This is a genomic window from Thermofilum uzonense, assembly GCF_000993805.1.
Classification (GTDB): domain Archaea; phylum Thermoproteota; class Thermoprotei; order Thermofilales; family Thermofilaceae; genus Thermofilum; species Thermofilum uzonense.
Genome location: NZ_CP009961.1, coordinates 1,165,189 through 1,180,102, shown reverse-complemented (window position 1 = coordinate 1,180,102; position 14,914 = coordinate 1,165,189). Strand labels below are relative to the sequence as shown.

The following is a 14,914-nucleotide window of genomic DNA, read 5'->3' as shown; positions in this document are numbered from 1 at the left end:
TCAAATCACAACTCTATTCTGGTATATTTTTATTAGTGCTTATTATACTTCATGCGATCACATACACCATACAAGGTACTTTTCCGACATGATCGAAGACATAGAAATTAGAATGTGTAGTGGCTAAACCTTTAAGCGGCTACTTATAAATTCGTGGATTATTTCTCTAAGTCCTGGAACCGATACTTCTCGAGCTTCATAGAAAACCCTGACAGCAGGCTTGTTTAGCTTCAAATATCGGCGGAGATCAGATGGTGTGCCCATTACAATGGCGTCGGCGGGTATACGATTCAATGTCTCTTCCAGTTCCCTAATTTGTGCCTCAGAGTACCCTAACGCAGGGACTATAGGTCCAAGGTGAGGATACAATTTGTAAGCATCGGCGATGGAGCCAACAGCATAGGGTCTAGGATCTATTATCTCGCGGGCACCGAATTGTCTTGCAGCGTTGTAGCCAGCCGCAAAGCTTAGTGAGCCGTGTGTAACCGTAGGCCCATCCTCAACTACAACTACTTTTTTATTCCTTATAAGTTCGGGAGCATCCACGCTTAACTCTGATGCAGTGTATACTATCTTAGCTTTATCGTTTACCTCTCTTACACTCTTCAACACAACTTCCACGGCTTTTTCCTCAACAGCATTTACTTTGTTGATTACTATGACATCTGCCAACTTTACGTTTACATACCCGGGATATGAGCCTAAAACATCATCTGGACGCGTGGGGTCCGCTATTGTTATGTAAAGGTCTGGTTTAAAGAAAGGCCAGTCGTTATTTCCGCCATCCCAGATTATAATGTCAGATTCTTTCTCGGCCTCTCTTAATATCTTCTCGTAGTCTACACCAGCATACACAATATTACCCATAGCCAGGTGCGGCTCATATTCTTCTCTCTCCTCTATTGTACAATTGTAATAGTCAAGGTCGTCAAAAGTAGAGAATCTCTGGACAACACTTTTCCTAAGATCTCCGTACGGCATCGGGTGTCTCACTACAGTAAACCTAACTCCAGCTTCTCTTAGTATCCGCGTGACATACCTCGTAATCGTGCTTTTTCCTGCACCGGTTCTGGACGCGGTAACAGCAATCACGGGCTTCACGGATCTCAGCATGGTTTTTTCAGCCCCGAGGAGGATGAAGTTAGCACCGGCAGCAGTAACACGACTAGCCTTGTCCATTACTTCGTGGAATCTAAGATCACTGTAGGAAAGATACACCTCGTCTACCTTATATTTTTTAATAAGTTCCTCAATCATACGTTCGGGATAAATTGGTATACCCTCAGGGTAAAGCGGGCCTGCGAGCTCAGGAGGATATTTACGATTATCTATAAATGGAATCTGAGTAGCCGTAAAAGCAACAACTTCATATGAAGAATCATTCCTAAAAAGGACATTAAAGTTATGAAAGTCTCGCCCAGCAGCACCCATGATTATAACTTTTCTTCTTCGATATATGGCTACTTCTTGCATCTAGCTCGTATGAATATGTAGAGAAAGAATAAATAAATTCTTGTAAATATTTTTTGAAGCTATGTTATTTTTTGTATAAATTATTGATGAATACGTCTTTTTAAGCGAAAAAACTCTTGTTTGGATCTTATCGTCTAAAAAATATTATAAAATACAACTTATTAAGTCAAAGTTATCTGGCTCTTGAGTAGGCCTCGAGGTGATGCTTACTAGAAATATTAAGAGGTTCTAACTAGGGATCTTGTCTGTAATATGTGTAAAACAGTACTTATCGATACAAGTGTTCTCATGTATATCGTTGAAAAGAGGCTAAATCCGATCGAAGTACTTTTCCCCGCTGAGAAGCCAATATGTCATGTAGTAATCCCAGATGTTGTTCATAATGAACTCCAAAAACTTTCAGCCGATAAGGCATCGAAAAAAGGCGTAATTGCTGCAAGTGCTATTATTTTGGTTGAACAGATTCTCAAAACAAATCCTAATCTTTTCAGTTACATTAAGATTGCAGGCACCCATGAAGACATTGATAGTGTTTTAATTGGTGAAGCCAGGCTAAGGGGGTATATCTTAGCGACCGCTGATCGAGAGATGAAGAAACGTGCCGAAAAAATGGGGGTTGAGGTTTTGTTTTTAAGAAGGGCTAAAGGAAGACTTATATAGTTTTTGGATAGAAAGGTTTAAATAGGTTGGAAAAGAAATCCTTAAATAGATTTCGGGTGAGAATACATGGAAAAAAAGAATATTAGAGAGGAGGAATCGCCGGGCGAAGCGGAGTTAGAGCTTAGATGTCCACAATGCGGAAGTACCAAACTTATATATGATGCTACAAGAGGCGAAATAATCTGTGCGAATTGCGGATACGTGATGAGTGAGCGTGAGATTGATCGAGGTGCGGAGTGGAGAGCCTTCACACCAGAAGAAAGGGAGAGACGTAGCCGAGTTGGAGCACCCATTTCAAGATTTGGAATCGAGAGCCTTGTAACAGATATTGATTGGGCTGGAAGAGATGCGGCGGGACGGGAGATAAGTCTTAGGAAGAAAATTGAAATGTTGAGACTAAGAAAATGGCAGGTAAGGGCTAGAGCTCAAAGCTCAATGGAGAGGAATCTCGCTCAAGCAGTTGTCGAGTTAGAAAGGCTAGGTGCTCAGCTAGGGCTTCCCAAATCAGTCCTAGATAGGGCTATAGAGATATATCGCAGAGCACTAGATAGTAACCTTGTTAGAGGCCGGAGCATTGAATCCGTGATGGCTGCAGCCGTTTATGCAGCCTGCCGTGAGATGAGGCTTCCCAGGACACTTGATGAGATAGCTATTTACACAAGGGCAGGACGTAAAGATGTTGCAAGATGCTATAGGCTCTTGCTAAGAGAAGCAGCGATAAAGGTTCCCCTCCCTAATGCCTCTGATTTTGTTCCAAGGATCGGCTCTTTGCTAAGATTATCCGGTTCAACAATAAAAAGAGCAATGGAGATAATTGAACAGGCTAGAAGTGCAGGACTTACCGCTGGCAAGGATCCTGCAGGACTTGCGGCGGCAGCCATTTACATAGCTGCTATCCAGAATGGAGAGATGCGTACACAGAAAGAAGTTGCCCGGGCGGCAAAGGTTACCGAGGTAACTGTACGCAACAGATACAAGGAGCTTGTAAAGAAGCTCGGTATAAAGTTGCCCATCAAGCCCAACAGGTAGAATGAGTTTTCCTCTTTGACATATATTTTATAGAGCCTATAACCACGAATTATCTTAATGCTTGTAATAGGAGGGCTAGGGCTATACGGTTTACGTGATGTTTCGCTAGGTTTAATGGAAGAAATAAAGACCGCGGATATCGTATTCTTAGAAGAATACACAAGCATAACACCGGATTTCTCAAAATCTGTTTTCGAGAAGATTACCGGGAAAACCCTAAGATCTCTTAGCCGCAAGGATTTAGAGAACGGTATAACCGAAGAAATATTGGAAGCCTCTCAAAAACTGAAAGTAGTCTTTCTTACATTTGGAAATCCACTTATAGCTACGACACATGCATACTTAGTCGCGGAGGCTTACAAGAGGGGTATAGAAGTAAAAATCATTCCAGCCCCATCAGTAATAGATGCCATTTTGTGTTCAACTGGACTCCACATCTATAAGTTTGGACGGGTAGCCACGCTTGTTTATCCGCAGAAGGAATTCAACTTTTATCCCTACACGTCATACAGGGTTATAGGAGACAACCTAGATCGCGGTTTACATACACTGCTGCTACTCGACATAAAGGCTGAAGAGAATAAGTATATGAGTATTCCTGAGGCTGCAGAGTTACTCATGATGCTAGAGGAAAAGTTCCGCGAGGGAGTAATAAGCCCCGACACTATAATTATAGCTGTTTCGCGAGCGCTTACACCAACGGAAGAAGTCTTTGTTGGTAAAATAAGTGAAGCGATATCTCTTAAGAAAACCGCGCCGCCCCACTCTATAGTTATCCCTGGTATTCTCCACGATACAGAAATAGATTTTTTACAGTATAAGCTTCGAATGAGCCGAGAGGTGTTTATTGAATGGAACAAGTCTGTCGGGAAAAGGCTTCGAAGTATATAAGCAACGTCAATGCTGCGTTAGAGACACTCAAATTTACGAGTGATGGAAAAGACATTGAGACTGTGATTAACCAGGCAAGACTGTATTTGTCTGACTCGCAACACTATTCTAAATTGGGTGACTGTTTAACAGCCATAGCTTGCGCCTCCTACGCGGAAGGCCTTCTAGACGCGTTGAGAATACTTGGCAAGGCTGAGTTTGAGTGGAGAAAACCGCAAGACAACGTGGCCACTCACAGAGTACTCGTAGGAGGTGTTTTTGACCTCCTTCATCCCGGCCATATATATTTTCTTAGGAAGGCAGGCGAGTATGGAAAGGTCTACGTTGTTGTTGCAAGGGATGCGACGGTTATTGAAACCAAAGGAAAAAAACCTTTAATGAAAGAAACGGATAGAGTTTTACTACTCAACAGCCTGAAGCTTGTGGAAGAAGCCTTTCTAGGCGATTACCCGCCGAACTTTGCAAGTGCGATTGAAAGGGTTAAGCCTGACTATGTCGTCCTTGGTGCCGATCAGATATGGCTTAAGCCTAAGGTCGAGGAGTCATTAAAGGAGGTTGGTTCCAAGGCCAAAATAGTTTTCATTGAGGAAAGAATAGAGGGTTATTCCTCGAGTAATCTTCAAAAGCTTCTAGGCTACCCCCAGTAAATTCATGCTAGTTCTAATACGCCCTGCCTGACCTCCTCCCCGCCCTGAAGGGCGAGGTTTCCCTGTTAAAGGGTTATTTTCTGAATCCCGATGGGCGTATCTTGCCCTTCTTCTCGGCGAGTAATGACTCCACTCCGTGTCGACACAAAGGCTTTGATCTCGCTTGGTGTTAGTGGGCTGTATCCTGTCTTGTGGGCGATGTCCAAGCATATGTTTATGCAGCGTTTATTTCGAGGCCCAAGTCCTGCACACGTATAGCCCCTTTCAAGGCATATGCTGACATCCTCCCAGACCACAGGAAGGCACTCGACAGCATCGATGCAATACTCGAGGAGCTAGAGGAGCACAGGAGCATGCTTGAAAACCTCCTCGAGGAATAGGAGGCGAAGAAGATATACTAGGGATATCGGAAGTAAAACAAGCCGATAATGGGGCCGCCGGGATTTGAACCCGGGACCACCTGGGTTCTTGTCCCCAGATCCCAAGTCCCGCGGCTTTTAAAAGCCGTGCCAGGCATCCTACCAGGCTGGACTACGGCCCCTCAGGCAATCTACTTTCAGAAGCTTATCTTTTTTTCGTCAAACCTATCGAAACGTTTAAAGGAAGAGTAGCGGAGGCGGGTCAGATGTCGACAAGGCTCCTGTAGAGAGATGCCGAATTTGCTAACTGGATTGCCTTTTCTTTTGTGACAATCAAGGTGTCTTCAAATTGGCTTACGAAGCCTTGAGAATCTTCGACGAGTCTAGGATAATGATAAACTCTTTTTATGTTTACAAGTTCTTCTAGCTGCCCTCGTTCAAGTATTTTATCAACCACCCATCTCTCTGAGAAGGGTAGTCCTCCAACCTCTCTCCAAAGCGCTTCTAGCACCTCGTTAAGTGTTTCATTTTTAGGAACTTTTTTAACCGAGATCACCCTGTAAATGTTACTGGGCCCTCTCTCACTCACAAAACCTGTTCCGTCGGTCGCGAAGGGTTCAACTGCGTAGACTTCATTTTCTAGTATACGGGATGCTAAGTATTCCGGGCCTGGAACATTAGGGACGCTTTTGCCGGCATGGAGATTATATCTCTCGATTTTGTGCCCGGTTAAGTTTCTGATAGGATGAAGACCATGCGAATAGATTTTTCTAGAGATTGCCTTGGCAATGTCATTCACTCCAACCCCAGGCTTAATAGTGGAAGCTGCTTCTTCTAAAGCTTCGAGAGCAGCTTTAACATGGAGGCGAAACTTATTGTCAAAGAATATGGTCACCGCCGTATCAGCTATATATCCATCAATGTGAACTCCTAGATCGACCTTCACGATGGAGCCACGTGGGATAACTTGTTGGTCCTCAATGCTTGGAGAATAGTGCGCCGCTACATCATTGATGGATATGTTCACCGGGAAGGCTGGTTTTCCGCCCTTAGCTCTTATGAAGCCTTCCAGTTTTTCGGCTATATCTATGAGAGGCGTTCCCTCAGCTACAGTATCAATTGCTAGTTTGAGAGCCTGCCTTGCGATCTCTCCAGCTCTAAGATATTCCTCGAACATACCGTGATGCTAGCCATTCATTGCATCCAAGGTATATATTTAATATCGCGGCTGCCCCAATAAATTATTATGTCCTTAGACGAAGAAGTAATAAGGGAGAATATTAGAAAGGCCGGACAAGAATTGACGATCCTAGACGAGAGTAGGGAAGAGCTTCTCGCTCTCACCCGCGAAATAACTAGGAAAACTCGTGAAGCGATCTTTGCTATGCATAGGGGGGATTTCGAGAAAAGCATGCAGATGTTAAGGGAAGCCGAGACTCTTTTAAGAGAGGTTGAGAAATACAAGAAAGAGTCCCCTAACATTTATTACGGTGGCTCCACGCTTTCCGCTCAAGCTGAATATGTAGAGGCTACGACGCTCTTCGCGATTCTATCGCATCAAAGGATCCCGACGATCGATGAGTTGAGGGTAGAGCCACAAGCTTACCTGTTGGGTATGGGCGATCTGGTGGGAGAGATTAGGAGGAATATTTTAGACAATCTACGTAAAGACGATGTTCAGAGAGCTTGGGATCTCTTGCAGCTAATGGAGACCGTATTCTTCGAGCTAAGTAAGCTGTCGTTTCCCGAGACTCTAGCTCCAGGCTTACGTCATAAAATAGACGTTGCGCGTGCCTTGATCGAAAACACTCGAAAAGACATCTTGTTCTCGGAAAAGTCTAGTGCTCTCACGAGAATGTTTCAAAAAGCCTTGAAGGAAATATGATACCTGTGAACTTTTCAATCGAGAAGGCACGGCTCGCCCAGAAGAAAATAGCTGAAAAGGTTGTGGAGAGAGATGAAATAGAACTTCCACTGAGGCTAGCGGCGGGCGTCGATGTGGCTTATAAAAACGACAAGGCATTCGCAGCCGGTGTTGTAGTCGACGTGCAAACTCTTTCACCCGTGGAAGTCTCAGTAACAGAGGTGGAGGTGAAATTTCCATATATCCCGACGCTGCTCGCTTTTAGAGAAGTATGGCCGGCATTCAAAGCTCTCAAGAAACTGCGCTCAACATACCAGGTGCTATTCGTAGACGGCAACGGTCGCCTACACCCTTACAAGGCGGGCTTTGCTTGTCATCTTGGAGTTGTAGTAGGGAAGCCGACTATAGGAGTTGCCAAGAAGCTTTTGATGGGTAGCGTCGAGCGATTAAGCGATAAGCTAGGGATGGTAATCTATAACGGTGAGGTTTTAGCCTACGCTGTGAAGTTAGGTCGTTCGCGGAGAGACATTTACATTAGTGTTGGAAATAAGCTGACATTGAATACGGCGTTGAAGCTCGCGATAAGTCTAACCAAGAGTAATGCTTCTCTTCCAGAGCCAATCAGACTGGCCCACATCTACGCTACGAGTGCCAGGAAGAGAAACTCCTAGGGATACCTGTGTGCTAAGAGCTCATGATGTCGATCCACGTCTATTCACAGTGCTCCATCTTTTACCTTCCAGTGCTTCTTATCAGATCGCTCCCATAACTCCTTCATAAACTCTTGTTCAAGAGCATAACCAGGAACAGTGTCAACGGGAAATGCGCTAAAGAATAGAGTAGATTTAGGAGTAATCTATGGTGGTGGAAGTGTATTGGACAGTTCTTCTAAAAATATGCGGGAATAAGTTTTTACATCTCATTCTCGTGGTAATTTCATGTGGAAATTATAATCGGAACTTGCGGTTTTTCAGGTAAAGGCGGCCGTAAAAACTATTACCAGGTTTTCAGAGCGGTAGAACTCCAGGAGACGTTTTATAGAGTGATATCGGAGGAAACATTGACGAAGTGGAGGAAAGAGAGTCCTGAGGACTTTGAGTTTACCATTAAAGCTTTCCAGGGTATAACACACCCCCCTAGTTCCCCAACGTGGAGGAGGGCCAGAGGCTTTAAAGCTACAGAGGATCACGGCTTCTTCAAACCCACCCAGCAAGTACTGTCAGCTTGGGAATACACTAAAAGAGCCGCTCATACTTTAAAGTCATCGTTTATAGTTTTCCAAACGCCTCCCAGTTTCACTCCTACAAGCGAGAATGTCAAAAACCTAGAGTTCTTCTTTAACAGGATAGAAAGGGATAATCTAGTACTAGGTTGGGAACCCCGAGGCGCTTGGTACGAAGATGAAGGGTTTTTGGCAGATACTTTAGCCAGGCATAAGCTTGTCCACGTTGTGGATCCTTTCAGGCATACTCCTCTCTCAAAGGAAAAAATCTATTATTTTCGGCTTCACGGAATAGGGAAAGGAGAGGTAAATTACTCGTACAAGTATACTGATTACGACCTTAAAAAATTGATTTCACTGATAGAGTCGCTGACTGCCTCACGCGTATATGTTTTCTTTAACAACATTCAGATGTTTGACGACGCTCTCCGTCTCAAAAAAATGATTGAGAGGTTATAGAGAAATTATCAATTGATCTCGCGATGTAATGAGAAACCGATTTTTGAATCAAGGAACTTTTTAAGCTGCGTTATTGTATCAACGGGCGTAGGATCCACGCCTAGAAGAAGAGCTAGAGCGATTGACACCACGTCAGCTTTCATTATGAGTGAAAGTAGCTCACAAGCTCTCTTTTCACAATTTCCGTGGAGGTTGTAAAACCTTATATTGTTTTTATCGAATAAATTCTCAAGAAACTCTATACGTGCCTCCATATACTTTGGCTCTTCTCGGCCCCTCACGAAGACAACGGTAAAGCTTTTTAGTACGCCGTTCCAACCCATTATCTCGTTGTGGTTTACCTCCGGCAGCTCGCCGAAGAATGCATGGATCTTTGAGTTTTCGTTTATCTGTGTTTTGAATCTATATGCCGGGGATAGATAGGGCGAATAACCATAGATAAGAGGCGTTAAATTATTCTGGACGTCGCTAAATAGAAGACGGGACAAGGCTAGGCCATCGCTTAAAACGGAGTCCTCTCTTTTTGCGAGTTCATCTATAGCTCTTCTTAGCTCGCCCAGAAGATCTAAGCCTAGTACTGATGAAGTCAGAGCTGCAATTGCAGCCGTAAGGTGTGGAAAGGCTGCGCGAGGAGGGATTCCAGGTGGTAAGCGAATAACAGGCTTACCCAGTTTCTCAGAAACTGCAGCCAGCTCACCTCCAGAAGTTACAGCCACAACTGGTATATTCCTTCTCAATCCTTCAAGGTAAATCCGCAGTGTTTCTTCAGTGTTTCCAGAATAGCTGACAGCAACCAGTAATTTCTTCTCGTCTATAAATCTAGGGAGCCTTACATCCCTGTTCAGTATAATGGCTTTAGAACTTCTATCAGATGCTAGATCTTGCAAAAAAAGACCGCTTATGAAAGAACCGCCCATACCGCTTATAACTACCCCATCAAACGTGGAAGGATCCGGTAAAGTCAGTTTTGAGACGTCTTCTTTATATCTTACAATACTCTCGGAAAGATACTTTGGCATGCTCAAAGCATGAAGCAACATCCCAGAGCTGTCGAGTAGTTTAGCTTTCGGAGATACCAAGCTATAAATATCGTCTATACTTATTCCTGCGCCCACATGTCAAAAACACAAATGCTAGTTAAAAAATCATTGTAAAGCGACAAAATTAACAATCTCATCAAAGTCTACGGTGGTCTCGCTCCATCTTTTAAGGTTTCTCACATTAGCCTTTTTTAGCTTAACCTCTTTTTCTCCAACTATAATTGCAAAAGTAGCCCCTTTCTTAGACGCCTTCTCGAGAGCCTTTGAAAGCGAACCAGTCTCATACTCCACAATGCTTCGAATGGATCCTTTATTCCGTATCATTTCAGCTATTTTTATTGCATACTTAAGCACTTCAAGGGATTGACCTACTGGTATAACCACCGCGTCAAACGGTGATGGTGCTTGAGGGGTTTTACCCTCAGAAGCCAAAGCCTCGATAAGCCTTTCAACCCCGATAGCCATACCCGTGGCCGGTATCCTGGGTCCTCCTAGTGAACTTATAAGATCATCATATCTCCCGCCCCCCGCGATGCTGCCTATCTCGCCTCCTAGAGGTGTTTTTACTTCGAAGACGGGTCCAGTATAGTATCCGAGCCCTCTCACGATTCCAAAGTCAACGCTTACTTTTATGTTATAGGCGTCCTCAAGAATTTCTATGAGGCTCCTGAGATACTTCAGGCTTTCTATTCCTGTAGGTGTTGAAACCTCGATGTCGAGGCCTGAGGTTAGGAGTTTTTCCAAGGATCTATCCACGGATGCCTCGCTTGCTCCAAGCTTAGACAGCTCGCTGACAACGTAATCTCTACCTCTCTTATCAAGCTTGTCGAGAATCCGAAACGCCTCCTGGAGCTTCTCCCTGGGTATTCCCGAGGATATGAGTATGTCTTCGACGATCACCCTATGACTTATTCTCAAATTAAATTGTTCTAATCCTGTGTGTCTTATAGCATGATGAGCGACGGCTATTACCTCAGCGTCCCCCTCGGGTCCTGAAACACCTATAAGTTCAACGCCCGCCTGCCAAAACTCCCTGAGCCGGCCACGCTGTGGCTCTTCATACCTCCAGACGGGTTGAATATAATAAAAACGTAGAGGTTTAGGCATCTCAAGCCTTGACGCCACGATCCTAGCTATCGGTGTCGTCAACTCAAACCGAAGCCCTAAATCTCTTCCAGCTTTGTCTTTAAAAGTATAAATCTGTTCAACGACTTCTTCACCGGCTTTAGCAACCAAAACCTCTAGGTTTTCAAAAGCCGGTGTTTCTACCTCACCATAGCCATAAAGCTCGAATACACTTCTCAACTTTTCACAGACCTCTCTCATTATAAAAGTTTCATCGGGTAGTTTATCCTTAGTACCACGCGGGGGACGCAAGGATATCTGCACGGGCATCTTGTCACCACAAGAGCTTGGCAATATATATATTGTCCTTATTCCTTACAATCTCTACACGCATCTGTTGCCCTACAGGTGATTGTCCCGTAACGCCTACAACTGTAACAACTCGGTTCCTGGAGGTAGCCAGCCATTGGCCTTTAAGCCAACCGGGGCCAACGACTTTTACCATTGCCTTCTCTCCGACCTCGAATGCTAGAGGGACTCTGGGAGCCTTCACTATCCCGAAATCTTGCGGACTAAGAATAAGTCTGATGCCATACTGTTCTTCCCAGACTCTAAGACGTTTGTAAAAATCACGCCATCGCAATGGCTTAACCCCAGGTACTTTCCTGCCATATTTATGAGCTTCATATTTTTGAATTCCAAGCGGCGGGTGTTTTTTACCAGCCCCTATCCGCAGAGCCCATTCTATTATTCGGGATATGTCTTCGTCGTTATAGCCAGGAACCCAGACAGGCGCTATCAGCAAGTCAATGCTCAGGTTTTTAGCGATATGCTCTGCGACTTTTATAACACGCTCAACGTCGAACCATGGTGTCCCAGACAACACTCTTGCTTTCTCTTTGTCTAGAGAATCTATGGAGAGGTTAATCCTGTCTAGACCTGCCTCTTCAAGCTTTTCAGCCAGCTTTTCCGTAAGTAAAGCACCGTGTGTCTCCAATGATATACTTATTGCCCGACCAGTGTTCTTTAGGAGGCGTACAAGCTCAATTATTCTCGGGTGCGTTAGAGGATCCCCGACTGCATCTATGTAGGCATGGGCACTCTCAAGTTTCTTGACCTTTACTGTTTCTACAAACCATTCTACTAAATATCTCTCGTCAACCATAAATTCTGCTATTCTATTCCTAGATCTAGGACCAGCATCTACTGAGCAAAAGATGCATGAGAGTGGGCAAAAAGAAGTGGGGCGCACCTGCAAAAGATTAGTCCCCCTGTCGATTATGCCGAACGCTATATGACCTATCAGTGGAAGATTACCCGATATAGTATAAAGAGCCCTCATTTAGACCACAGCTAAATTGAACTAGAAGAATATGTCTTCCTCTTCTTCCTCCTCCTTTTTCTTCCTGAACAAGTTTTTTAGTCTCTGGATGAGTGATTCTTTTTCTTCCTCTTCTCCAGCACCTACCTCGAACATGTTTTTGAAAGCTGAGATATGTTCATGCCTCCTAAGAACAATGACTGTGGCCAATCCCAGGCTCAGAAAAATTATGCCGGTAATTATTACTTGAGAAAAAGAGAGCTTTAAGAGTGGTGTGTCTATTAAGATGTCTAGAAATACTCGTACAGTGTTTTCATCGCCTTGTAAGCGCTGGATGTATACGTATGAGCCGTACTCAACGCGGAGCATGAGCTGGCTACCCGGCAAGACGGGGACGTCGGTCAGAAAAGCAGTCCCACTTTGATCTGTTACATCTGAGGCAGAGTATAAAGTCCTGTTTCCTGAGAAAAGCGTTACAGTGACTCTTGAACCTACGACGGGTCTATCAAACCAGCTCTTTACTACAACCCTTAGAGTCGTTAAGGGGGCGGTTAGCGTTATGTTGCCCGAGGCAACAGGTATAATTTCATCGATAACAGTTACACCCTTACAAACCACTGTGACCCTGGCATCACTCTTAGGGATGCTTGGGAAGAAGGCTTGACCGCCACGTAGCCTTGTCGATAACTGTAAATTTCCAGCAGTTAGATTAAGGCTACATCCGCTTAAGGGATCACCACTCCTATCGTACACCTTAATTATTAAATCGTAAAGAGGGAGGGTTACCTGGATCGATCCGACACCACTCACCGTTGAGAAAGAAGTATATTTTATTCCGGCGTAGAGAACTTCGACCTTAACACTACTTCCCACAGGTAATACGCTGAGAGGAACTCTCTTGATACTCTCACTTCCATCTGACAAGCTCGTAGTAGTCCATAAAAGTATCTCCTTGCCGCCGGAAATATAGAATACTCGCACGCTTATATCTCGCGGTATTACGCTAGAAGCCTCAGGTTTAAATATCAAGGAAGTATAAAGAAGAGGCAACTGGATCTCGGCGCTGTCACTCGTGACGGTAAATTTCCCATCATATACGACGCCGATAAGCGTGCTTGTTATTCTAAGGTTATAGTCACCCGGAGTGGTTTGAGGAATGATAATTACATTGCTCTCGCCCAAGGATTGATTAACAACTATTCCTATAGGAGTTCTTACTTCACCGACGAGGTCTTGCGAGACTAATGGACGATTGTTCGCGTCGTTGAGCCTGACAAACAGGTTACGCAAGACATTCACACTAACGTTGTATTGCCATGACTTCTCGTCTACAATCACTGTTTTTTCTCCAATCTTTTTTCCATGAAGGTAAATACGGATCGTGTAGGGCCCGGTAAGAGCCCCCTCCAATTTCAGTTTATCATCACTCTTAAAATCTATTTTTCCCGTTAGCTTTCCGAGATAGTATACCTCGGCCGAGCCGTCAAGCCCTAATACGGAGGAGCCATCGTTCAGGCTAAAGCCAAAGTAGAGAATATTCCAAACTGGTAGTCTAACAACAGCTAAGTTCGAGGAACACGAGACTCGTAGATTGCCGGAAGCTGTAGTGTTTCCCCAATCCCCCCATCTATATATAACAGTGTATTGTATGTTACCGAAGGGAAGCCATACTGATACAGTATCGCTTGATCCACTGTTGAACAGCAGCCCAAATGTATCGACTGACAATGTATACCCTCGAAGAGGCTGTGAGGACAGTAACCCCATAACTTTGAAGTCGACCCTGGTAATATTGGCTTTTAAAGTTACCTTAGTATTGTTGACCACCGACAGGTTATAACGGGAAACAATTGATCCTAGATACTCTACTATTATACTATAATTACCTGGCAGTATTTGGAACAACTTAGTGTCCTCTCCAGCAGATCGATACGTTTCATTACCCTTTATCTCCACTCTCAAATATTTCAAATAATTTGGATCGAGTTTTCCACCATCACAAGTCAGAACAGACACCGTCACGTTGACCACACTAGAGGTATTGGCATAGAGGGGCTTGATGTTTACCGTATTAGGGGTCATTGCATTCAGACTTTCAACTAGGCTTACCAAGAAGTATAGGAATACGAGCGTGACTAGCAGTTTCCTCATCATTGAGCTCGGCTAGGCTTAATACCAGGCTTCCGATAAAATAGTTGTTGTTTGAAAGTTTCCTTTTAGCAAAAACATTTTAACTTTACTCGGGAATATGAAACGTATGTCTGTGGATCAGAGTCTACTCATAAAGTATCAACAGACAGTCGACGAGCTGCGCGCAGTAGTATTGAATTTACAACAATACAGGGCCAGACTTCTTGAAATCGAGAAAACGTTAAAAGAGCTAGAAAAAACACCCGACCAGTTTGTCTACAAGGCTATGGGCGGGATCCTTATGAAGACTCCTAAGGATGAGATCCTCAAGGATCTTTCATCCGAGAAAGAGCTCCTACAGGTTAGGATAGAGGAGTTCTCTAAGCGGGAAAAAATGTTGCGTGAAAGGGCTAGTTCGCTTGAGAAGCAGTTGAAATCAACGCTCACTAGTCCAGGTGGTACGGCTCAGTGAGCAACGATGCTCTCCAAGGTCTCCGAGAGGCTCTAGACAGGCTTATAGAACGCGTTTCGAAGCGTGTCGAGGAAGAGTTTTCTCACGACCCTAGCCTTCAGGTGACTATCACAGCTTTTCTAGGTGAAGACTGGCCATACGAGCTCTTGATAGAGGTAGAGGCGCGCTCTAGAGTTTATAATAGCGACTATATTAGGAGAGTTCTTGAAAGAATACTTGACGAGGAGTTAGGAAAAGCGGAAGAGGAGCTTAAAGGAATAGGGCTCAGAGTATTGTCTTAAG

General features: G+C 44.2%; 16 protein-coding genes and 1 tRNA gene. 10 read left to right on the top strand and 7 right to left on the bottom strand.

Features of this window, described 5'->3' with window-relative positions:
* Window positions 1-123 precede the first annotated feature (123 nt).
* Window positions 124-1,473: a cyclic 2,3-diphosphoglycerate synthase gene (locus MA03_RS06070; protein ID WP_052884408.1), complete on the bottom strand. Its 1,350-nt coding sequence runs from the start codon at window positions 1,471-1,473 to the stop codon at window positions 124-126.
* A gap of 252 nt (window positions 1,474-1,725) precedes the next feature.
* On the opposite strand from MA03_RS06070, the gene MA03_RS06065 reads away from it, so the two are divergent.
* The 5 genes from MA03_RS06065 to MA03_RS06045 all read left to right on the top strand — a co-directional run bounded on the left by MA03_RS06065 (window position 1,726) and on the right by MA03_RS06045 (window position 5,080).
* Window positions 1,726-2,133, top strand: coding sequence for a PIN domain-containing protein (locus tag MA03_RS06065; protein ID WP_191118466.1), 408 nt, complete (start codon window positions 1,726-1,728; stop codon window positions 2,131-2,133).
* A gap of 66 nt (window positions 2,134-2,199) precedes the next feature.
* Window positions 2,200-3,162 carry a transcription initiation factor IIB gene (locus tag MA03_RS06060; protein WP_052884406.1) on the top strand — a complete coding sequence of 321 codons (963 nt, stop codon included), beginning with the start codon at window positions 2,200-2,202 and terminating at the stop codon, window positions 3,160-3,162.
* A gap of 57 nt (window positions 3,163-3,219) precedes the next feature.
* A complete protein-coding gene (dph5, locus tag MA03_RS06055) occupies window positions 3,220-4,053 on the top strand; it encodes a diphthine synthase (protein ID WP_052884405.1) in 834 nt (277 codons plus the stop codon).
* Window positions 4,014-4,700, top strand: coding sequence for a DUF357 domain-containing protein (locus MA03_RS06050; RefSeq protein ID WP_052884404.1), 687 nt, complete (start codon window positions 4,014-4,016; stop codon window positions 4,698-4,700). The genes dph5 and MA03_RS06050 overlap by 40 nt, the downstream gene beginning before the upstream one ends.
* 191 nt (window positions 4,701-4,891) lie before the next feature.
* Window positions 4,892-5,080, top strand: a complete 189-nt coding sequence (locus tag MA03_RS06045) for a hypothetical protein (protein ID WP_052884403.1) — start codon at window positions 4,892-4,894, stop codon at window positions 5,078-5,080.
* Between the two features lie 49 nt (window positions 5,081-5,129).
* Here MA03_RS06045 and MA03_RS06040 read toward each other — a convergent pair.
* Window positions 5,130-5,241 (bottom strand) — tRNA-Pro (locus MA03_RS06040).
* Between the two features lie 80 nt (window positions 5,242-5,321).
* The gene (gene map, locus MA03_RS06035) at window positions 5,322-6,236 is read right to left on the bottom strand and encodes a type II methionyl aminopeptidase (protein ID WP_052884402.1); all 915 of its coding nucleotides are present in this window, start codon (window positions 6,234-6,236) and stop codon (window positions 5,322-5,324) included.
* Between the two features lie 69 nt (window positions 6,237-6,305).
* On the opposite strand from map, the gene MA03_RS06030 reads away from it, so the two are divergent.
* From MA03_RS06030 to MA03_RS06020, 3 genes are all read left to right on the top strand, one after another.
* A complete protein-coding gene (locus tag MA03_RS06030) occupies window positions 6,306-6,944 on the top strand; it encodes a translin family protein (protein WP_052884401.1) in 639 nt (212 codons plus the stop codon).
* Complete coding sequence (locus tag MA03_RS06025; protein ID WP_052884400.1) at window positions 6,941-7,594, top strand: endonuclease V; 654 nt, start codon at window positions 6,941-6,943, stop codon at window positions 7,592-7,594. Before MA03_RS06030 ends, MA03_RS06025 begins: the two co-directional genes overlap by 4 nt.
* Window positions 7,595-7,863: 269 nt before the next feature.
* On the top strand, window positions 7,864-8,604 hold the full coding sequence (locus MA03_RS06020; protein WP_052884399.1) for a DUF72 domain-containing protein: 741 nt from the start codon (window positions 7,864-7,866) through the stop codon (window positions 8,602-8,604).
* An 8-nt stretch (window positions 8,605-8,612) separates the two neighbouring features.
* Here the strand turns inward: MA03_RS06020 and MA03_RS06015 are convergent, their stop codons facing one another.
* From MA03_RS06015 to MA03_RS06000, 4 genes are read right to left on the bottom strand one after another with little or no spacing between them, the layout of a single operon-like run.
* A complete protein-coding gene (locus tag MA03_RS06015) occupies window positions 8,613-9,719 on the bottom strand; it encodes a bifunctional phosphoglucose/phosphomannose isomerase (RefSeq protein ID WP_052884398.1) in 1,107 nt (368 codons plus the stop codon).
* 30 nt (window positions 9,720-9,749) lie between these two features.
* Complete coding sequence (gene hisS, locus MA03_RS06010; RefSeq protein ID WP_191118465.1) at window positions 9,750-11,039, bottom strand: histidine--tRNA ligase; 1,290 nt, start codon at window positions 11,037-11,039, stop codon at window positions 9,750-9,752.
* 4 nt (window positions 11,040-11,043) lie between these two features.
* Window positions 11,044-12,051: a radical SAM protein gene (locus MA03_RS06005; RefSeq protein ID WP_052884396.1), complete on the bottom strand. Its 1,008-nt coding sequence runs from the start codon at window positions 12,049-12,051 to the stop codon at window positions 11,044-11,046.
* Window positions 12,052-12,072: 21 nt separating this feature from the next.
* The gene (locus MA03_RS06000) at window positions 12,073-14,184 is read right to left on the bottom strand and encodes a hypothetical protein (protein ID WP_052884395.1); all 2,112 of its coding nucleotides are present in this window, start codon (window positions 14,182-14,184) and stop codon (window positions 12,073-12,075) included.
* A 103-nt stretch (window positions 14,185-14,287) separates the two neighbouring features.
* Between MA03_RS06000 and MA03_RS05995 the strand changes: the two genes are divergently transcribed.
* Both MA03_RS05995 and MA03_RS05990 read left to right on the top strand, forming a co-directional pair.
* Window positions 14,288-14,632, top strand: a complete 345-nt coding sequence (locus tag MA03_RS05995) for a prefoldin subunit (RefSeq protein WP_052884394.1) — start codon at window positions 14,288-14,290, stop codon at window positions 14,630-14,632.
* On the top strand, window positions 14,629-14,913 hold the full coding sequence (locus tag MA03_RS05990) for a hypothetical protein (protein WP_052884393.1): 285 nt from the start codon (window positions 14,629-14,631) through the stop codon (window positions 14,911-14,913). The genes MA03_RS05995 and MA03_RS05990 overlap by 4 nt, the downstream gene beginning before the upstream one ends.
* Window position 14,914 lies beyond the last annotated feature (1 nt).

What these genes read in the sequence shown, in the direction of transcription:
- MA03_RS06050 (WP_052884404.1), top strand. Translation starts at nt 4,014, where the DNA reads ATGGAACAAGTCTGTCGGGAAAAGGCTTCGAAGTATATAAGCAACGTC.
- MA03_RS06000 (WP_052884395.1), bottom strand. Translation starts at nt 14,184, where the DNA reads ATGATGAGGAAACTGCTAGTCACGCTCGTATTCCTATACTTCTTGGTA.
- MA03_RS06025 (WP_052884400.1), top strand. Translation starts at nt 6,941, where the DNA reads ATGATACCTGTGAACTTTTCAATCGAGAAGGCACGGCTCGCCCAGAAG.
- dph5 (WP_052884405.1), top strand. Translation starts at nt 3,220, where the DNA reads ATGCTTGTAATAGGAGGGCTAGGGCTATACGGTTTACGTGATGTTTCG.
- MA03_RS06070 (WP_052884408.1), bottom strand. Translation starts at nt 1,473, where the DNA reads ATGCAAGAAGTAGCCATATATCGAAGAAGAAAAGTTATAATCATGGGT.
- hisS (WP_191118465.1), bottom strand. Translation starts at nt 11,039, where the DNA reads ATGCCCGTGCAGATATCCTTGCGTCCCCCGCGTGGTACTAAGGATAAA.
- map (WP_052884402.1), bottom strand. Translation starts at nt 6,236, where the DNA reads ATGTTCGAGGAATATCTTAGAGCTGGAGAGATCGCAAGGCAGGCTCTC.
- MA03_RS05995 (WP_052884394.1), top strand. Translation starts at nt 14,288, where the DNA reads ATGTCTGTGGATCAGAGTCTACTCATAAAGTATCAACAGACAGTCGAC.
- MA03_RS06065 (WP_191118466.1), top strand. Translation starts at nt 1,726, where the DNA reads ATGTGTAAAACAGTACTTATCGATACAAGTGTTCTCATGTATATCGTT.
- MA03_RS06030 (WP_052884401.1), top strand. Translation starts at nt 6,306, where the DNA reads ATGTCCTTAGACGAAGAAGTAATAAGGGAGAATATTAGAAAGGCCGGA.
- MA03_RS06005 (WP_052884396.1), bottom strand. Translation starts at nt 12,051, where the DNA reads ATGAGGGCTCTTTATACTATATCGGGTAATCTTCCACTGATAGGTCAT.
- MA03_RS06060 (WP_052884406.1), top strand. Translation starts at nt 2,200, where the DNA reads ATGGAAAAAAAGAATATTAGAGAGGAGGAATCGCCGGGCGAAGCGGAG.